This window comes from Fusobacterium sp. IOR10, assembly GCF_010367435.1.
Taxonomy (GTDB): domain Bacteria; phylum Fusobacteriota; class Fusobacteriia; order Fusobacteriales; family Fusobacteriaceae; genus Fusobacterium_B.
In genome coordinates, this window is the sequence record NZ_WJWY01000003.1 from 77,792 (window position 1) to 98,167 (window position 20,376).

A 20,376-nucleotide genomic window follows, 5' to 3' on the forward strand; every position below is an offset into this window, starting at 1 on the left:
ATAATGAATGTAATAGATAAAGTTATAAAGAAAATAGAAAAAGAAAAATTAGTTGAAAATAACGATAGAATAGTTTTAGGATGTTCTGGAGGTCCAGACTCAATATTTTTATTAGAAGTTTTTTTAAAAATCAGAAAAAAATATAATTTAACTTTAGCTTTAGCTCACATTAATCATTTATACCGTGGAGAATTTGCATTAAGGGATGAAACTCATGTGAGAAAAATAGGGAAAAAATATAATATTCCAGTTTTTGTTAGAAAAAAAAGTATGGAAAATTTAGCAAAAGATAAAAAAATAACATTGGAAGAAGCTGGAAGGGAAATAAGATATTCATTTTTTGATGAAGTTTTAGAAAAGATTGATGGAAATAAAGTGGCTTTAGCTCATAATTTAGATGATCAAGTTGAGACATTTTTATTTAGAATGATGAGGGGAACCTCCCTTGAAGGATTAGAAGGGATTGCAAATATTAGGGGTAAATTTATAAGACCTATAAATGAAGTTTATAAGAAGGATGTATTGAATTATCTAGATACTAATAATATAAGTTATATGTTAGATCATACTAACTTTGAAAATGAATACACAAGAAATTCAATAAGACTTGATCTTATACCTTTTATAGAAAAAAGATATAATCCCAAGTTTAAAGAAAAAATTTTTAATTTGATGGAAGAAATAAAAGAAGTTAACAATTTCATTGAAATTGATTATGATGAATATATTGATGGAAATAAACTAAATGGGAAAATTGTACTTTCTGAAAATCCTTATGTTCAAAAGAAAATAATAAATAAATTTTTAAATTTAAATAATATCCAAGCTTCAAGAAGAAAAATAGAAAATATATTTGAGCTATTAACAACATCAGGAAGCAAAAAAATAAAATTGGATAAAGACTATACTCTATTAAAAGAGTATGATAGAATAATAATAGTAAAAAATAAAACACAAGAAAAAGAAATAGAAACTATTACACTTAAAATTCCTGGGGAAATAATTTTTGGAAATTATATTATATCAGCCAACCTAATTGGTAACAAAGATCAATTAGATAAAAACTCTTTTATTACAACATTGAAAAGGGAAGATGAACTTTTAATTAGAAGCAGAAAAGTTGGAGATAGAATTAAACTAAAGGGTTTAGATTATCCTAAAAAGGTTAAAGATATAATGATTAATTCAAAAATACCTAAATTTGAAAGAGAAAATATTCCTATAATTTTGCATAACAATGAAATTGTTTGGATAGTTGGAATAAAGAAAAGTGAAAAATATATCTCTGAAGATGGAAAGGGAACAGTTGTGTTAAATGTGAGGAGGAAAGAATGTTAGAAGATAAAGATAAAAATCTTGAAAATCCGATTTCAGATGAGAAAAACAAGGAAAAAATAGAAACTGGAAATAAAGATAAAGATAATTCCACAGAAGCTGGACAAAAAGAGGAAAAATTACCTACAAATGAGGAAAATTTAAAAGGATCTGATTCAACTGAAGAAGATTCAGAAGATCAATTAGAAAAAGAAGAAGAGGTTAAAGAGAAAAAAACCTCTAAAAGTGATAAAGAAATAGAAAAAGAATTGGAAGAAAGAAAAAATGAATTAAAAAACAAGATTTATTCAGGAATGAATTCTAAATTAAAAATGAAAAAAAGTAAATTGAGTTTTAAAGGTTTAATAATGTTAGTCTTTATTATAACGATATTGCTTTCTTTACCAAATATGATGGCAGATAGAAACAAAACTCCTGCTAAAGAAGTTTCATATAGTGAATTTATAGATCTTTCTAAGACTAAAGAGTTAAGTTCAGTTGAAGAAAAAGATGGATTTGTTTATGGACGTATTGGAGAAGGAGAATCATTAAAGGTTTATAAAACAAGAATGATTACAAATAGACTAGGACAAGATGAAAAACTAGTTAAAACTTTAGAAAATAATAATATAAAAATAAAATCTACACCACCTGAAGAGTTACCATTTATATTAAGCTTACTTGCATCATGGTTCCCAATGCTTATTCTTATTGGTGTTTGGTTCTTCATGCTTAATAAAATGAATAAAGGCGGAGGAGGATCCCAAATATTTAGTATGGGAAAATCAAAGGCAAAAGAAAATGGAGAAGAAATATCTGATGTAACTTTTAAAGATGTTGCAGGAATAGATGAAGCAAAACAAGAATTAAAGGAAGTTGTAGAATTTTTAAAAGAACCTGAAAAGTTTAGGAATTTAGGAGCTAAAATACCAAAAGGAGTTTTACTGTTAGGAAATCCTGGAACAGGTAAAACTTTACTTGCTAAAGCAGTTGCTGGAGAAGCAAAAGTACCTTTCTTTAGTATGTCAGGATCAGAATTTGTGGAAATGTTTGTTGGTGTTGGTGCGTCAAGAGTTAGAGATTTATTTGCTAAGGCTAGAAAATCAGCTCCATGTATTATATTTATAGATGAAATAGATGCAGTTGGAAGAAAAAGAGGATCTGGACAAGGTGGAGGAAATGACGAAAGAGAACAAACATTAAATCAACTTTTAGTAGAGATGGATGGGTTTGGAACTGGAGAAACAATTATTGTTTTAGCAGCAACAAATAGACCTGATGTTTTAGATAGAGCTCTTAGAAGACCAGGAAGATTTGATAGACAAGTTGTGGTTGATCCACCTGATATAAAAGGAAGAAAAGCAATTTTAGAAGTACATGCTAAGAACAAAAAATTTGCAGATGATGTTGATTTTGAAACTTTAGCAAGAAAAACAGTTGGACTAGTTGGTGCAGATCTTGCAAATATATTAAATGAAGCAGCAATATTAGCAGCAAGAGAAGGTAGAACAGACATAAGTATGGCTGACCTAGAAGAAGCTTCTGAAAAGGTTGAAATGGGTTCTGAAAAAAGATCAAAGGTAGTTTCAGAAAAAGAAAAATTAAAAACAGCTTATCATGAAGCAGGACATGCAGTAATAAACTATCTATATATGAATGACACTGATCCAGTGCATAAGGTAACAATAATTCCAAGGGGAATGGCTGGTGGATACACTATGGCCTTACCTAATGAGGATAGATATTATTATTCTAAGAAATGGTTTATAAATAAAATGAAAATGTGTTATGGTGGAAGAGCAGCAGATGAGATTGTTTCACAAGAAGTTAATACAGGAGCAAGTCAAGATATTAAGGTTGCAACAAGCATAGCCCAAGGAATAGTTACAAAATATGGAATGAACGATAAATTTGGTCCTATTCTTCTAGATGGAACTAATGATGGAGATATGTTCCAACAAAAATACTATAGTGATATAACAGGAAAAGAAGTAGATGAAGAAATAATAAGACTTGTAAAAGAAACTTACGCTGAAACTGTGCAGGCTTTAAAAGATAATAGAGAAAAACTAGATAATCTAGCACATGCTTTATGTGAAAGAGAAACAGTTATGAGAAAAGAATTTGAAGCTCTTATGAGAGGCGAAGAATTACCACCTTTAGTTTTAGCATCAGAAGAAGTTAAAGAAGAAGAAGTTAAAGAAGAAAAAACTACAGAAGAAATTGTTGAAGAAACTACTGAAGAAGCTAAGGAAGAAACTAAAGAAGAGAAAGAATAATTCTTTACAAATTAAAAGATATATGATAGAATTATTTGAATTTATCCTAGGATTTGGGAATGGCCTCCTATTTCGTGGGTTAAATAATAATATTCAGGAGGAAGGCTAAAATGAAAACAAAATTAGAAATAACTAAAGAATTTGGAAAAAATGAAAAAGATACTGGTTCTACTAGAGTTCAAATCGCTATATTAACTGAGGAAATCAAACATTTAACTGAACATTTAAAAGTTCATAAAAAAGATTACCACTCAAGATTAGGATTACTTAAAAAAGTAGGACACAGAAAAAGATTATTAAACTACTTAGCTTCAAAAGATATTAATGAATACAGAAGTTTAATAGCTCAATTAGGAATTAGAAAATAATTATATAAATTATTTTTGCCGCTAACATAAATTGTTAGCGGTATTTTTATTTAAAGATTAAAAAGCTTGAAAGCTGGTATAAAATGAAGTAGAATAGTAGGGGTAAGAAAAGATACAATATTGGAGGAAAAATGAAAAAATTAAATTTTTTTGTAAAACTTTCTCTCTCTAGAAAATTAATAATGGGATTCATGTTAGCTATAATTATAGGAACTCTAATTTTAATGTTACCTATAGCAACAACTAATGAGAAAGGACTTGATTTTTTAACAGCTTTATTTACAATAGCTTCAGCTATTTGTGTGACTGGGCTATCTGTTATAAATGTAAGTAAAGAATTAAATGTTTTTGGACAGATAACATTACTTATGTTTATTCAACTTGGAGGTCTTGGAATTATGACTTTTTCTTCATTTATTTTTATGCTTATAGGGAAAAAAATAACCTATGAAGAAAGAGAATTATTAAAAGAAGAGAGAAATGTAGAAGATAATGGTGGGATTATTGGTTTTTTAAGGAAAGTTATTTTAACTGTTTTTACAATAGAAATAATAGGTGCAATTTTTTTGACTTTTAGTTTTGCAAGGGAAATGCCTTTAAAAAAAGCTATTTATTTTGGAATATTTCATAGTATTTCAGCTTTCTGTAATGCAGGATTTAGTTTGTTTAGCCAAGGGTTAGAGGGATATTCATCTAATATTTTAATGAATGTAACAGTTGCATATTTGATAATAATTGGGGGGATAGGTTTTACAGTTATAAACTCAATAATAGATTCAGTTAGGCACAGAAGAAACAAATTAGACTTAACTTCTAAAGTTGCAGTAACAATAACAACTATTCTAACAGTTATTGGTATGGTTTTTTTCTTTATATTTGAATATAAAAATAACGGAACAATTGGAAATATGTCTTTAGGGAAAAAAATTCTAGCTTCTTTTTTCCAAAGTGTAACTACAAGAACAGCAGGATTTAATACAGTTCCAATTGGAAATTTAACAGAATCTTCCACATTAATGTTTTGTATATTAATGTTTGTAGGTGCTTCTCCAGGATCTACTGGAGGAGGAATAAAAACAACAACCATTGGAGTTATAATTTTTTATGTTATAGGTATAATTAGAAAAAAAGAAAAAGTTTCTATATTTAACAGAAGAATAGGATGGGAAATATTAAATAGAGCTATAGTTATTTTAGTTTTAGCAATAGCTTATGTTTTAACAATAACTTTGATTATTTTATCAATAGAAAATTTAACATTTAACCAAGCTATATTTGAAGTAGTTTCAGCCTTTGGAACTGTAGGATTGACTTTAGGTGTTACCCCAGATTTAGGAGTAATTTCGAGACTATTAATTATTATAACTATGTTTATTGGAAGACTTGGTCCTATGACATTTGCCCTAGCTTTTGGAGGAACAAATGAAATAGAAAAAATTAGTTTTCCAAAAGAAAACATTATTGTTGGTTAGAATAAAATTGGGAGGAAGTGAATGAAGCAGTATTTAGTAATTGGACTAGGAAGTTTCGGTAGTAGTGTGTTAAAAACTCTGTATGAAGCTGGTGAAGAGGTTTTAGGTATAGATTCAAAGGAAACAGAAGTTCAAGAAATAGTAAATTCTAATTATGCTGAAAATGCAGTAATTTTAGATGCCACTGATGATATACAATTAAAAAAAATAGGAGTGAAAAATTTTGATATAGTTTTTGTTTGTGTTGGTGCAATTGAACCAAGTATTATGATTACTCTTAATTTAAAAGAGCTAGGAGTTAAAAAACTAATAGCAAAGGCATCTAGTAAAAAACATAGAAAACTTTTAGAAAAAGTTGGAGCAAATCAAGTTATTTATCCAGAAGAATATATGGGAAAAAGAACAGCACTTATTGCAATGGAACCTAATATGATTGAACACTTGAGATTTTCTCAAGATTTTCTATTAGCTGAGATAAAAGCTCCTTCTGTATTCTGGGGACAAACAATAATAGAGGCAAATATTAGAAAAAATTATAATGTAAATATAGTAGGAATAAAAAAAGCAACAGGAAAATTAATTCCTAATCCAACAGCAAATACAAAATTGGAAAAAGATGATATACTAATTGTAGTAACAGATTCAAAAACAGCAAATAAATTAAATGAATTAATAAAAAAAGAGTTTAAAGAAGATTAGGAGGAAAAGATGTTAGATTTTGATGTTATAGTAATAGGTGCTGGTCATGCAGGATGTGAAGCAGCTTTAGCTTCAGCTAGAATGGGATTAAAAACAGCAATTTTTACTATAAGTTTAGACAGAATAGGATATATGTCATGTAATCCATCTCTTGGTGGACCAGCTAAATCCCATTTAATAAAAGAAATAGATGCTCTAGGTGGAGAAATTGGAAGAAATATTGATAAAACCTTTATACAAATAAGGGTATTAAACACTAAAAAGGGACCTGCAGTGAGATCATTGAGAGCTCAAGCAGATAAACCAAGATATACAATTGAAATGAAAAAAACTTTAGAAAATACAGATAATTTAGAAACAATTCAAGGGATAGTAACTAACCTTATAGTGGAAAATAATACTGTAATTGGAATTAAAACAAAGGAAGGATCAGAATATTACTCTAAAGCTGTTATAATAGCTACAGGAACTTTTATGAGAGGGTTAATACATATAGGAGAAAGTCACTTTAGCGGTGGAAGAATGGGAGAATTATCCTCAGAAGAACTACCTTGTGAAATGGAAAAATTGGGAATTAAACTAGGAAGATTTAAAACAGGAACTCCAGCTAGGGTTGATGAGAGAACAATTGATTTTTCAAAAACAGAAGAACAACCAGGAGATAAAAGTCCTTTAAGATTTTCAGTACATTCTTCATATGAAGAATTAGCTAAAAGAAGACAAATTTCTTGTCATCTTCTTCATACAAATGAAAAAGCTCATGAAATAATTAGAAGAAATAAGGATAGATCACCTCTTTATAATGGAACTATTCAAGGAACAGGACCAAGATACTGTCCATCAGTTGAAGATAAAATATTTAAATATCCAGAAAAAACTCAACATCACCTTTTTTTGGAAAAAGAGGGTTATGATACAAATGAAGTTTATGTTAGTGGACTTTCTAATTCCCTACCAGCAGAGGTTCAATATGAAGTTATGAAAGCAATACCAGCATTGGAAAATGCTAGAATAATGAGATATGCCTATGCAATTGAGTATGACTATGTTCATACTGATGAACTAACTTATTCTTTAGAAAATAAAACTATAAAAAATTTATACACTGCAGGACAAATAAATGGGACATCAGGGTATGAAGAAGCAGCAGCCCAAGGTATTATGGCAGGAATAAATGCAGCAAGAAAAATCCAAGGTAAAGAAGCAGTTATTTTAGATAGAGCAGATTCTTACATAGGGACTTTAATTGATGATATTGTTTCCAAGGGAACAGATGAACCATATAGAATGTTTACTGCAAGAAGTGAGTATAGATTAATATTAAGAGAAGATAATGCAGATTTAAGATTAACTAAACTAGGTTATGAAATAGGACTAGTTGGAGAAGAAGAATATAAAAGAGTATGTTTTAAAGAAGAAAAAGTAAAAGAAATTATAGAAAAATTAAAAAAACAATATATAGGAAGTAGTAATCCTAGAGTAAATGAAATCTTAACAAAATATAATGAAACTACAATTAGTAATGGGATAACATTATTTGAATTATTAAGAAGAGCTCCTATAACTTATAAAGATGTAGTATATATAAGTGAATTAATAGAAAACTTTAATTTAGAAAGATGTTTAGAAGATATAGAATATCAAGTTGAAGTACAAGTTAAATATTCAGGATATATAGAACGTTCTATGAAGAATATACAAAAACATAAAAATTTAGAGGATAAGAGAATACCAGAAGATATGGACTACGATTCTTTAGGAAATATTCCAATTGAAGCTAAAGAAAAGTTAAAAAAAATAAGACCATTAAATATAGGACAAGCTTCTAGAATATCAGGGGTTTCCCCAGCAGATATTCAAGTTTTACTTATTTATTTAAAAATAAGGGGAAAAAATTAATGAGAGAATATTTAGAAGAGGGAATAAAAAAGTTAAATATTGAAATAAGTGAAGAAAAAGTAGATAAATTAATGAAATTTCTTAAAATATTAATGGAATATAATTCACATACCAATTTAACAGCAATAAGAGATGAAAAAGGAATAATAGAAAAACATTTTCTAGATTCAATACTATTAATGAAACATTTTAGTTTAAACTCAGGAAAGGCAATTGACATAGGTACTGGAGCAGGTTTCCCAGGTATGGTACTGGCTATATGCAATCCAAATATAAAATTTACATTAATTGATTCAGTTGGTAAAAAAATAAAATTTTTAATTCAAGTTATAGAAGAATTAAAAATTGAAAATGTAGAAGCGATTAACATTAGAGCTGAAGAATTTATAAATTCTAAAAATAGAGAAACTTATGATTTAGGTTTTTGTAGAGGTGTATCTAAATTAAATATAATTTCAGAATATATGATACCTTTTTTAAAAGTTCAAGGGAAATTTTTACCTCAAAAAATGGAAGGAACAAATGAAGAAAAGGATAGTTCCAAGGCTTTGAAAATTTTAAAGTCAAGTTTAGAAAATATTTATATTGAAAAATTACCCTATTCTATGGAATCAAGGGCAATTATGGAAATAATAAAAAAAGGAAAAACAGATACAAAATATCCACGTAAAACAGGGATACCAAGCAAAAGACCATTATAAATAAAAAAGGAAGGGGGATGATTACAATGACTAAACATATTAAAAGATATAAAAAACCATTGTTTATAATTGTCCCACTTTTTTTTATTTCTTTTTTATTTTATTTATCTATTTATAAAACTGAATTAGTTGTAAGTGCAGTTTTTAAAATTGCCACAAGAGGAAATATAAAAATAGAAAAATTAGCATTTGAAAAGGGAAGCAATTATAAAAAAGGTGTAATTAATTTAACAAATGTTAAATTATATGATTCTTCCAATGTGAAAGCAGGGGATATGCCCAAAGTTCAAATAGATTATAATAATTTGAAAATAGAAAATATAAATATTTATAAGCCAAATATTGTATTTATTAGGAAAAAAAATTATTATAATTTAGCAGATATTTTTGTTAAAATAAATTCTTCAAAGAAAAAAACTAACTCAGAAAAAAAAGAATCTAACTCTAAGCCTATTTTAGAAAAAATAAATGTTTCAAAGGCTAGTGTGGTATATATAGATAGAAGTTATACAAAAGAAATAAAAATGAAAATAGAAAATGTAAATTCAACTATAAATTTTTTCAATGGATATTTAATAGATATAGAAGCTAAAGGAAATACAGGAATAGAAAAATATAGTTTAAATTTTAATACATTAAGTGGAAGATATGATTTTAATATTATTGGTAAAAATATTAAAATGAATGAGAATATATTTCAATATGCCTATGATAGCAATGAAGAAATAACTAATGTGGATGGGAATTTAGATATTGATTTTAGGATAAATGATTCTGGTTATTTTGGATCAGGAAAAATTACAGATGGAAAAGCAAATTATAAACAACTTTACCTTCCTATTTCTAATATAAATTTAGATTTAAAATTTTTAGGGAAAAAAATAGCCATAGAAGGAAATTATTTGTTAGGTGAAAAGGATAATGGATTATTTAATTTAGAGTATAGCAAAAAAGATGGTACAAATATTGATTTTAAATTTAAAGACTTATCCTATGAAAGTGCAGCTTCATATAAATATTTAAATGATTTAAAGTTAAAACTAGATGGTACAAACTTTGATAAAGTTAATATTAATTTAAAATATAAAGAAAAATTAAAAGTGGATATATTTTTTGATAGTAAAAGTGGAATAGAAAAAAATAAATTTAACGTAAATAATATTTATGGAAATTTCATTTATGAGAACAAAGAACTTAGATTAAAAGATATTAGTTCTGAGGTTACATTAAACACTCCAAAAAAGAAAATAACTAGAAATATAGTTACTAATTTTTCATATAAAGATAAGCTAGGAAAAGTTAAGTTTAGATTAAAAAATCAAGGGATAATGTTTCCTGATATTAAAGTAGGCCTTAATTTCAAACTAACTAAAGACAAAAATATTTTCAGTATAAATTCAAATGTTTTTAATTTAAATGGTGAGTATGAGTATAAAAATCAAATTTTATCTTTAAATCAAAAAAATAATTTTAAATTTAAATACAATATAGAAACTAAAAAACTATTAAATTTCCAAGGCTTTTTAACTGGAAAATTAGAAGATAAACAACTAATTTTAGATATGAAAAAAATAAATGATGAGGTCATTAATTTAAAAGGTAAAATAAAATTTAAAAATGAAGAAAAAGGTGAAATTAGCGGAGATATAGACATAAAAAATTTCCTATATAATCTAGAGTTTAGTGTGAACAATTTGGAACTAAAGCTTAAGGATAATTTGTTTTCAACTTCTTTTACAGGTAAGATAAAAGGGGATAAAAATACATATTTAGGAAATATTAAATTAAAAAATGTTAATTATAAGGATAAGATTAATAATTTCAATGTCCAAGGAATTTTTGGGGAATTAAAATTAGAAAAAAAAGATAAACTAGAAATGTTTTTTGATGGTCAAATTAAAGAAATTAAATCGAAAAGTTTAAATTTTAAAGGATTGAGATCCAGTGTAAGCTATTCAAATGATAAGATAAGTATTCTAAATATGGAAAATAAATATTTGAAATTAAGTGGAGAATATAATATAAAGGATACCTTAACTAATTTGAATATTCAGTTAAATAAATTAGATGAAAATTTTATAAATATTAAAGATTATAAATATACTATAGATAAAATTTACGGTAGACTTTATGGTAAAACAAATGATTTACATGGTGAAATAAATATAAAAGAAGGAAAAGTTTATGTTAATGAAAAATTACCATTTAATATTTCAGGGAATATTAATTATTCAAATGGTAGTGTTTTTTCAGAGAAACTAAAATTAAACGAGAACACATTAAAATTTAATTACTCCCTAAAGGAAGGAAAAGGAAGTTACAATATAGATATATTTGATTCAAAAGTTTCAAAAAATATTTTAGGAAGTAAGGCTAGAATAATAGGGAAAGTAAATGGAACTGTTAATAAAACAGATATTATTGGAAATTTCAGAGGAACCTTAAGCGAAATGTACTATAAAGGAAGAAAAATTCCATTGGTATATTTAGAAGGTAATATTAAAAATAGAATTATAAATTTTTCAAAAATAGTTTTTCAAGATGAAGTTGGGAAGGATATTTTATTTTCCCAAGGTTATATAGATATTGGAAAAAATAACTTGTATTTTCAAATTCCAAAACAAAACTTAGACATACAAGAAGTTTTAAAGAACTCTAATTTAAGTGGAAGTGTTGAGGTTAATGGTGAAATTAAAGGACCACTTAATAAGATAAATTATCAAGCCTCATTTTTAAGTAATGAAATAAAATATAAGGGAAATAAAATAGATAATTTTAAAGCTTTTATAATTGGAGATGAAAGTAATGTTAATTTACAAGAATTTATTGTAAATTATAAAGAGGGAACAATTAATTTAGATGGAAATTATCTCATTAAAGATGGGAAATATAAATTTAATTTAAAGAGTTCTAATATAGACTTGGATTTTTTTAATATAATTCTCAATAAATATGGGATTACAAATATTAATGGTGTTGGGAAAATTGATTTGGAAATATCAGATCTAGATATGTTAGGAAATATAGAGGTTGAAAATTTTGGATTAAATCTTGATAAATATAATTTGGATTTATCAAAATTAAGTGGAAATATAAAAATAGAAAAAAACAAATTAACAATTAACAAATTTTCAGGTATTTTAAATGAAGGAACTTTAAATATTAAAGGAACAGTTTTAAGGGAAGGCTCTTCAAATAATGTAGTAGCTTCTAATAATATAATCTATAATTTAATTTTAAATGGAAAAAATATAAAATATTCCTATGAAGATTATTTTGACATAAATTTCAACACAAGAATTCAACTTTTTAGAAACAAGGTAGTGGGAAATGTAACTGTAAATAATGGTAAAATAAAAAATATTTTAAAAAAAGATTTAGGGTTAATAACATTAATAAAAAATTTTATAAAAGAAAAAATTATAAATGATGATATAATAGAAGAGAGCAAAGTAGATTTTATAAAATCAAGGGAATATATTCCAGAAGATTTGAAAATTAATATAGGGTTTAATATTGATAACGGTATAAAATTAGATGTGGAAAAGACAGTTTCTTATATTTCAAAATTACAAGGGAATATATTTGGACAAGGAGTTTTACAAGGGAATTTAAAAAAATTAAACTTTTTAGGGGAAACTAGCATCAAAGATGGTGAATTTGTCTTAAATGGAAATAAGTTTACCATAGATAAAGCTCTTATAATTTTCAATAATAGAAATGAATATATTCCAGATATAAATCCCAACATAGTTTTTGTAACAAGTTCCATAATAAATTCTAAAATTTTTGAAATATCTTTAAGTGGTCTAAGTAAAAGTTTAACTTTTAAAATAAGAAGTGGAGATATAACATCAGTTAATACATTAGATAGTATACTAAGTGATAACGCATTGGAAGAAAATAAATATGGAAATGCAAACCTATTATTAACAAATATATTAGGTGGACAAATTTCAGATATTATAGTTAACCCTATAGTGGATATATTTAAGGAAGTTTTTAGATTACCTCAGTTAAGAGTTTCTTCTAATATCACAGCAGAACAAAATCAAAATACTAAGGAAAAAGAAGAAACGTTATATGGAGCATATTTAGAGGCAGAAATGCCTTTATATAAGGATAAAATCTTTGGAAAAATGAAGTTTAACTTTATTGGTGACTCTGGTAGTGAAAAATCAAATGGAGCTTATGGACTTGTAAATTATGATGTAAATTTATATAATAAGATAAATAAAAATATTTCGTGGGGAGTTGGTGCACAAAAATTGAGAGATGATGTAGAAGTAAATGGAGGAGAAGTAAATTATTATATTGAATTAAAATTTGAGAAAAAATTTGATTTTTAATGGAGGGATTTAATGAAAAAAAAGCTTGTAATTATTCTGAGCTTCATAATGATGATGTTTGCATATGGAAAGGACAATAACATTAAAAAAGATAACTATAAAATTGAAAAAATAGTTATAAATAATATCAAGGAAATACCAGAAGCTACTTTGTTGTCTAAAATGGTTTCTAAAGAGGGAAAAAACTTTTCCACAGAAAATATGGTAAAAGATTATAAAACTTTAAGAGAGCTAGATTACATAGCTGATGTAAAGCTTTCTCCTAAATACTATAATGAGGGTGTAAAGTTAATAGTTGACGTTAAAGAAAAAGAAAATATTAAAGAAATTTTAAGAAAAAAAGGGATTATTCCAGTTTCAGACAGGGAAAATATCAGTAAAACTGCTGTAATCAAAGGGATTAATTTTTACGGAAATTATGAAACTCCAAGTAAAAAATTATCAAAATTAATACCTTTAGAAATAGGAGGTTACTATTCTAACAATAAATTGAAAGAAGGATATAGAAAATTAGTTGAGTCAGGTTATTTTAGACAAATAACTCCAGATATAGAAGAAGCAAATGGTGGAATAGTTATAGATTTTTATTTCACAGAAAATCCTAAAATAAAGAAAGTTAATGTAATAGGTAATACTGTTTATAGTACAGATGAAATTAAAAGTATTATTGAAACAAAACCTAAAACAGTGTTGAATTATAATGTTTTAAGAAAAGATAGAGAAGCTATAATAAAAAAATATAGTCAAGATGGTTATGTTCTTGCTAGAGTAGAGGATATGTCTTTAAATAAAAAGTTAGAATTAAATATCTATCTTAAAGAAGGAATGGTTAAGGATGTAAAATTCCAAAAGATGGTAACAAAACAAAAAGGTCAAAGAAGAGAAGCTGAGGACACAGTTTTAAAAACTGAAGATTACCTAATTTCTAGAGAAATAGAAATAGAAAAAGGTAAAGTTTTCAATATAAATGAATATAATAGAACTTCAGCTAACTTAACAAGACTTGGTTACATTAAAAGTGTTAAATACGAAGCTAGAGATGTTTCAGATTCTGTAGATAGTAAAGAAATTGTTTTATTAGTTGAAGAGGACAGAACAGCTAGAATACAAGGTGCAATTTCTTATGGTTCTGAACTAGGAGTTATGGGAACACTTTCTTTAGAAGAAAGTAACTGGAAAGGAAAAGGACAAAAAGCTTCTTTAAGTTTTGAAAAATCAGATGATAGTTATAGCAGTTTTTCTTTAAACTTTTCAGATCCATGGATAAAAGATACAGATAGAATTTCTTGGGGATGGAGTCTTTATAGAAATAAATATGAAAATGACGATAGTGAAGCCTTTAATAAAATAGAAACTTATGGACTTAGTGCTAATGTAGGAAAAGGAATAACAAAAAATGTAAGAATTAATTTAGGAAATAAACTTGAATATGTACAAACAGATCCAAGTCAATCAACTGGAACTACAACAGATGGTGACACAGTAAATTATTACAGTGATGACTATTTCTTATACAGCATTTACCCTTCAATTTCTTATGATACAAGAAACAGTTATCTTAATCCAACAAGAGGGGAATACTATAAATGGCAAGTTGAAGTTGGATATGCAGGTGGAGTAGATTCAGATGCCTTTACAAACACAACTTTAGAAGCTAGAAAATATTATCCAGGATTCACTAAGAATAATACCTTTGCAACAAGAGCAGTTTTTGGAATACAATCAGATAGTACAAAGGAATCTCAAAGATATTGGGTTGGTGGAAGTAGTACTCTTAGAGGGTATGATGGTGGAGACTTTAGAGGTAGTAAGAAATTTATAGTTAATTTAGAAAACAGAACTCAATTTAATGATGTTTTAGGTGGAGTTGTTTTTCTTGATGTAGGTAGAGCTTGGGATTATGATGGTATTGATCAAGGATATACAAACGATGAAAATTTCCCAGATGATATAGCTTACACAGCTGGTGTGGGACTTAGAATTAATACTCCAATGGGACCATTAAGATTTGATTTTGGATGGCCACTTGGTGATGATGATGTAAGTGGAATGCAGTTCTACTTTAATATGGGACAATCATTTTAACATATAAAAAACAACGTGGGAGGAAAACATGAAAAAATTAACATTATTAGCAATGGCAGTAGTTATGTCAACGTCTGCATTAGCTCTAGAAATAGGAGTTGTAAATTCACAAGAATTATTTTACAAATATTCTAAAACAAAGATAATAGATGAGACATTACAAAAGGAAGGAGCTACACTAGATAATACATTAAAACAAAAACAAGTTGAATTAAAAAAATTACAAATAGAATTAAATTCAAAAGGTGACAAAGCTACAGAAAAAGATAAAAAAATATTTAATGATAAAGTTAAAATACTTGAAAAATTTGTAAAAGATTCCAAAGCAAAAATGACAAAGGAAAGAGATACAAAAATAGCTGAAGTTGAAGGTATAATGGATAAAGCAATTTCAAAAGTAGCTAAAAATAAAAAATTAGATTACATTTTAGAATCAGGAGCTGTTAAATTTGGTGGAGTAAATGTAACTAAAGATGTTTTAATTGAAATGGAAAAAAGTAAATAAAAAATAATAGGAGGATAGCATGAGTTATAAGATAACTGATGTTGCTAATCTTCTTAATTGTGAAATTATGGGAGATGAAAACCTTTTAGTAAAAGGTCTTTCTCCCTTTTTTCAATCAAAAGAAGACGAGTTAACATTTGCAGCAGATGAGAAATTTATACATAAAATATCAGAAATAAAGGCAAGGGTAATAATAGTCCCAGATATTAAATTGCCAGAAAATTCAGAAAAAACCTTTTTAATAGCTAAAAAAAATCCAAGAGAATTAATGCCATTATTATTAGATTTTTTTAAAAAACCTAGGAAAAAAATGGAAAAATTGATAGAAGATTCAGCTAAAATAGGATCTAATGTGGAAATAGCTCCAAATACCTATGTAGGTCATGATGTGGAAATAGGTTCAAATACAATAATATATCCAAATGTTACTATATGTGAAGGAGTCAAGATAGGTAAAGACTCAATAATATATCCAAATGTTACTGTTAGGGAATTTTGTGAAATAGGAGAAAGAAATATAATACAAAGTGGTGCAGTAATAGGTGGAGATGGATTTGGTTTTGTAAAAGTTAATGGAAATAATATGAAAATAGATCAAATAGGAAGAGTAATACTAGAAGATGATGTGGAAATAGGTTCTAATACAACAATTGATAGGGGAACTATAGGGGATACAATAATAAAAAAATATTCTAAATTGGACAATTTAATTCAAATTGGTCATAATGTAATTTTAGGAGAAAACTTTTTATCAGCCTCTCAAACAGGAATAGCAGGAAGCACAGAAATAGGAGATAACGTTACAATAGGTGGACAATCTGGAATAGGTGGACATATAAAAATAGCTAAAAATAATATGTTTGCAGCAAGGTCAGCTGTAACAGGAAATATTAAAGATGAAAATCAAGTTTTAGCAGGATTTCCCATTGTTAATTTAAGGGAAGATATTAAAATAAGAGCTAGTTTGAAAAAATTACCAGAGGCAATAAAAAAAATAAATAAACTAGAAAAATCTTTAAAAAAGTAATTATTTTAAAAAAATAAAATTAATATTTAAAAAACTGAAAATAGGCTAAAAATAGCCTATTTTTTTAAGATATAACTATTTAATTATATCTCTTTCCGTGGTACAATATATGATATCAAAAAGAAGAGAAGAGGGAAATATGAAAAAGAGATTATTTTTTAATAAATACAACGAAATGAAATATATTTCTAATCTAGATCTCCTAAGAGTTATGGATAGACTTTTAAGAAGAAGTGGAGTTCCAATAAAATATACTCAAGGGTTTCATCCAAGACCGAAGATATCTTTAGGGAATCCTATTTCTTTGGGAACAGAGGCATTTAATGAGCCTATGGATATAGATTTAAAAGAAGAAATGACCAATGAAGAGTTAATGAAGAGATTAAATAGTAAAGAAATATTAGGATTTGAGTTTATTAAGGTAATTGATATAGATGGAAAAACATCAATTGTTCAAGATTATAAAGATATGGAATTTGAAATAGGAGGATTAGGCTCCTCCATTAATAAATTTATTGAGTTCATATCTCAAGAGGAAATTATATTAGTTAAGGAAAAAAAAGGAAAAACAACATCTAAGGATTTAAAACCAAGAATAAAAAAATATAGAATTGACGGGGAAAAATTAATTTTAGTTTTAGAAAGCATGTCTCCAAATTCATTATTAAAATTATGTGGGATAAAAATAGAAGAATTAGAAATAAAAAAAATAGGAATGGTTAAATAATAAAGGGGGAATAAGAATGTTAGATTTAAAATTTATGCGTGAAAATAAACAAAAGATAGAGGAGATGTTAAGAAATAGGAATAGTAATCTTACTCTAGATGAATTTATAAAACTTGATGAAGAAAGAAGAATATTATTAACAGAAGTTGAAAATTTAAAAAACAAAAGAAATGTAGAATCTATGGAAATAGCTAAATTAAAAAAAGCTAAAGGTGATGCTAGTGAATTAATTAAAGCTATGGGTGAAGTTTCAAAAAAAATAAAAGAATTAGATGGAAAATTATCTGAAATAGATGAAAAAATAAAATATATTCAAATGACAGTACCAAATAAATATAATGAATCTGTACCTATTGGTAAAGATGAAGATGATAATGTTGAAGTTAGAAAATGGGGTACTCCAAGAGAATTTGATTTTGAACCAAAAGCTCATTGGGAAATAGGAGAAAATTTAAATATCTTAGATTTTGAAAGAGGAGCAAAGCTTTCAGGTTCTAGATTTGTACTGTATAGAGGGTTAGCAGCGAGATTAGAAAGAGCCCTAGTAAGTTTAATGCTTGATATGCATGTGGACGAGCAAGGATATACAGAACATATAACTCCATTTTTAGTAAATAGAGAAATATGTGAAGGAACAGGTCAACTTCCTAAATTTGAAGATGATATGTACAGAACAGATGATGACATGTTCTTAATTTCAACTTCTGAAATAACAATGACTAATATTCACAGAAAAGAAATATTAGATGAAAAAGATTTACCTAAATACTATACTGCTTATTCTCCATGCTTTAGAAGAGAAGCAGGTTCATATGGAAGAGATGTAAAGGGAATAATAAGAGTTCACCAATTTAATAAAGTAGAAATGGTTAAATTAGCTACTCCAGAAAATTCATATGAAGAATTGGAAAAAATGGTAAATAATGCTGAGGACGTATTAAAAAGATTAAATCTTCCTTATAGAGTTATAAATTTATGTACTGGAGACATTGGTTTTGGAGCAGCTAAAACTTATGATCTTGAAGTATGGTTACCTTCTCAAAATAAATACAGAGAAATATCTTCTTGTTCAAATTGTGAAGATTTTCAAGCTAGAAGAATGGGATTAAAATATAGACCAACAGGAAGCAATAAAAGTGAATTTGTTCATACATTAAATGGATCAGGTCTTGCTGTAGGAAGAACTTTAGTAGCTATAATGGAAAATTATCAACAAGAGGATGGAAGTTTTATAGTTCCAGATGCTTTAGTTCCTTATATGAATGGAATAAAAATTGTTAAATAGTTTTTTATTAATTTTATTCATCAGTACTGTATTTGTTCAAAATTTGAAGGTAATTTCAATAATATTTTTAATTGTGTTTGTTTTAAATGTTGTTTTAAATAAAAATTTAATAATAAATTTAAAAAAATTAAAAGTTTTAGTTTATATTTATATGGTTACTTTTATAATTCAGATTATTTCTCATCAAAATGGGGAAGTTTTATTTAAGGTGTTCAATATATACGTGACTAAGAATGGTGTAGTTTATTTCTTAGTTACATTTTTAAGAATAATAAATCTTATGATGATATCATGGCTTGCTAAGGATACTGGATTTTTAATGAATAAGCTAGGAAGATATAGACAAGTTATAGAAAATGTTATTAGATTAATCCCAGAAGTATTTGTACTTTTTAAAAGAAGATTAAAATTTAAATCATTTTTAAGGTATATTTTGAGAGAAATCAAATTAAAAGATAATTAAAGTTTGATTTTATTAGTAACATTTGATAAAATTATATAGGTAATAATTATTCGAGGAGGAGTATAATGTCATATAATTACAAAGATTTAGGTCTTGAAAACACAAAAGCGATGTTTGCAAAAGCAAACAAAAATGGTTATGCAGTACCAGCATTTAATTTTAATAACATGGAACAAATTCAAGCAATAGTTGAAGCTTGTGCTGAAATGGGTTCACCAGTTATATTACAATGTTCTAAAGGGGCAATGGAGTATATGGGGATTACTTATGTGGCTATGATGGCTAAAGCAGCGGTTGATTATGTTAAAATGATGGGATCAGACATTCCTATAGCATTACATTTAGATCATGGACCAAGTTTTGAAGTTGCTAAATTATGTATTGATAATGGATTTTCATCAGTAATGATAGATGGTTCATCTCTACCATTTGAAGAAAATATAGAAGAAGCTAAAAAAGTTGTTGAGTATGCTCATAAATTTGATATAACAGTGGAAGCTGAATTAGGTGTTCTTGCTGGTATAGAAGATGATGTAAAAGCTGAAGATCATATTTATACAAATCCTGATCAAGTTGAGGAATTTGTAGCTAAAACTGGAGTTGACTCATTAGCAATAGCTATAGGAACTTCTCATGGAGCTCACAAGTTCAAACCAGGTGATGATCCTAAATTAAGACTAGATATATTAAAAGAGTGTGAAGTAAGAGTTCCTGGGTTCCCTATAGTGTTACACGGTTCTTCAGCAGTTCCTGCTAAATATGTACAAATGATAAAAGAATTTGGAGGAACTATAAAGGATGCAATTGGTATTCCTGATTCTGAATTAAGAAAAGCTACAAAATCATCAGTGGCAAAAATTAATGTTGATACTGACGGTAGATTAGCATTTACAGCTGGAGTTAGAAAAGCAATGCATGAAAATCCAGGTCAATTTGATTTAAGAAAATATTTAGGACCAGCTAAAGAAGAAATGAAATCTTACTATAAAACTAAAATAGTTAATGTTTTCGGTTCTGAAGGAAGTTATACTAAATCAAAATAAATGTATGAAAGAAATTAAAAAAGAATATCCTTTTGTAGTGCACCCAAAATCTTAGACAAATAAGATGGAGGGTGCATTTCTTATGTCCAAATTAACAAATAAACAAAAAATAGAAATTTATGAAAGAAGGTTGAAAGGAGAAACAGTAAAATCTTTAGCT

Annotated in this window: 15 protein-coding genes; all 15 read left to right on the forward strand. The window is 26.8% G+C overall.

Annotation, left to right across the window (positions count from 1 at the left end; genetic code table 11):
* The first annotated feature begins 3 nt into the window (after nucleotides 1–3).
* Nucleotides 4–1,338 (forward strand): tRNA lysidine(34) synthetase TilS, encoded by a 1,335-nt coding sequence (tilS, locus tag GIL12_RS01310; RefSeq protein WP_163468333.1) that lies wholly within the window; start codon nucleotides 4–6, stop codon nucleotides 1,336–1,338.
* Nucleotides 1,332–3,593, forward strand: a complete 2,262-nt coding sequence (gene ftsH, locus GIL12_RS01315) for an ATP-dependent zinc metalloprotease FtsH (RefSeq protein WP_163468335.1) — start codon at nucleotides 1,332–1,334, stop codon at nucleotides 3,591–3,593. Before tilS ends, ftsH begins: the two co-directional genes overlap by 7 nt.
* Before the next feature lie 110 nt (nucleotides 3,594–3,703).
* Entirely contained in the window at nucleotides 3,704–3,961 is a 258-nt protein-coding gene (gene rpsO, locus GIL12_RS01320) for a 30S ribosomal protein S15 (RefSeq protein WP_163468337.1), read from the forward strand.
* 131 nt (nucleotides 3,962–4,092) lie between these two features.
* On the forward strand, nucleotides 4,093–5,433 hold the full coding sequence (locus GIL12_RS01325; RefSeq protein ID WP_163468339.1) for a TrkH family potassium uptake protein: 1,341 nt from the start codon (nucleotides 4,093–4,095) through the stop codon (nucleotides 5,431–5,433).
* 21 nt (nucleotides 5,434–5,454) lie between these two features.
* Nucleotides 5,455–6,132 carry a TrkA family potassium uptake protein gene (locus tag GIL12_RS01330; protein ID WP_163468341.1) on the forward strand — a complete coding sequence of 226 codons (678 nt, stop codon included), beginning with the start codon at nucleotides 5,455–5,457 and terminating at the stop codon, nucleotides 6,130–6,132.
* Nucleotides 6,133–6,141: 9 nt separating this feature from the next.
* Entirely contained in the window at nucleotides 6,142–8,031 is a 1,890-nt protein-coding gene (gene mnmG / locus GIL12_RS01335) for a tRNA uridine-5-carboxymethylaminomethyl(34) synthesis enzyme MnmG (protein ID WP_163468343.1), read from the forward strand.
* Nucleotides 8,031–8,732, forward strand: coding sequence for a 16S rRNA (guanine(527)-N(7))-methyltransferase RsmG (gene rsmG, locus GIL12_RS01340; protein ID WP_163468345.1), 702 nt, complete (start codon nucleotides 8,031–8,033; stop codon nucleotides 8,730–8,732). The genes mnmG and rsmG overlap by 1 nt, the downstream gene beginning before the upstream one ends.
* A 26-nt stretch (nucleotides 8,733–8,758) precedes the next feature.
* Nucleotides 8,759–13,081: a translocation/assembly module TamB domain-containing protein gene (locus tag GIL12_RS01345; protein WP_163468347.1), complete on the forward strand. Its 4,323-nt coding sequence runs from the start codon at nucleotides 8,759–8,761 to the stop codon at nucleotides 13,079–13,081.
* Between the two features lie 12 nt (nucleotides 13,082–13,093).
* The gene (locus GIL12_RS01350; protein ID WP_163468349.1) at nucleotides 13,094–15,166 is read left to right on the forward strand and encodes an outer membrane protein assembly factor; all 2,073 of its coding nucleotides are present in this window, start codon (nucleotides 13,094–13,096) and stop codon (nucleotides 15,164–15,166) included.
* Nucleotides 15,167–15,194: 28 nt separating this feature from the next.
* Nucleotides 15,195–15,671 carry an OmpH family outer membrane protein gene (locus tag GIL12_RS01355; protein WP_163468351.1) on the forward strand — a complete coding sequence of 159 codons (477 nt, stop codon included), beginning with the start codon at nucleotides 15,195–15,197 and terminating at the stop codon, nucleotides 15,669–15,671.
* A 19-nt stretch (nucleotides 15,672–15,690) separates the two neighbouring features.
* Complete coding sequence (lpxD, locus tag GIL12_RS01360) at nucleotides 15,691–16,698, forward strand: UDP-3-O-(3-hydroxymyristoyl)glucosamine N-acyltransferase (RefSeq protein ID WP_163468353.1); 1,008 nt, start codon at nucleotides 15,691–15,693, stop codon at nucleotides 16,696–16,698.
* Nucleotides 16,699–16,837: 139 nt separating this feature from the next.
* A complete protein-coding gene (locus GIL12_RS01365; protein WP_163468356.1) occupies nucleotides 16,838–17,425 on the forward strand; it encodes a TIGR03936 family radical SAM-associated protein in 588 nt (195 codons plus the stop codon).
* 16 nt (nucleotides 17,426–17,441) lie between these two features.
* Nucleotides 17,442–18,710 (forward strand): serine--tRNA ligase, encoded by a 1,269-nt coding sequence (gene serS / locus GIL12_RS01370; RefSeq protein WP_163468358.1) that lies wholly within the window; start codon nucleotides 17,442–17,444, stop codon nucleotides 18,708–18,710.
* On the forward strand, nucleotides 18,700–19,173 hold the full coding sequence (locus GIL12_RS01375) for a CbiQ family ECF transporter T component (RefSeq protein ID WP_163468360.1): 474 nt from the start codon (nucleotides 18,700–18,702) through the stop codon (nucleotides 19,171–19,173). Before serS ends, GIL12_RS01375 begins: the two co-directional genes overlap by 11 nt.
* Nucleotides 19,174–19,238: 65 nt before the next feature.
* Entirely contained in the window at nucleotides 19,239–20,216 is a 978-nt protein-coding gene (locus GIL12_RS01380) for a class II fructose-bisphosphate aldolase (protein ID WP_163468362.1), read from the forward strand.
* Nucleotides 20,217–20,376: the final 160 nt, after the last annotated feature.